At 58.3% G+C, this 436-nt stretch carries 1 pseudogene; it reads right to left on the bottom strand.

Going from position 1 to position 436, the window contains the following annotated elements:
- A pseudogene (locus tag CBX98_RS25460) lies at positions 1-299 on the bottom strand (ABC transporter permease); the annotation flags it as partial.
- Positions 300-436: the final 137 nt, after the last annotated feature.

The raw sequence follows: 436 nt of genomic DNA, 5'->3' as shown, positions 1-436 counted from the left end.
AGACTGCCGTTATCGACGAAGACCGTGATCGATCGCGAAACAATTTCGCTGAACAGCGACCACGCGAGCATGCCGGACAGAAGGTAAAGCGAATACGCGTACGGGTTGTCGATGCCCGGCAACTTCGCCGACATGATCCGCGACAGGACCAGCGAGTAGATGGCCACCTGCGCGAGCGGCTGCAGGATCATCCAGATAGCGCCCAGTTTGCTGCGTGCAAAACGTGAGCGCAGATCGTTCCGGATCGAGGATGCGATGAAATGCCTATAACGCCAGATGGCCAGGAAGAAGTCTTTCATGGGGTAACTCCCTTGGAAGGCGTGACGTTGACCGGTAAAGCCCGGGATACACGAATGCCTTCGAGGCGTTGCATCGCGATCGATCCTGCGACCTTCAGCGAATGTGCCGCACGCATATGGGCGGCGGCGCGAAGACC

The organism is Vibrio sp. T9 (assembly GCF_003123985.1).
GTDB lineage: Bacteria > Pseudomonadota > Gammaproteobacteria > Enterobacterales > Vibrionaceae > Vibrio > Vibrio diabolicus.
The sequence above is the reverse complement of the archived record's forward strand: the minus strand, read 5'-3'. Positions and strand labels throughout refer to the sequence as shown.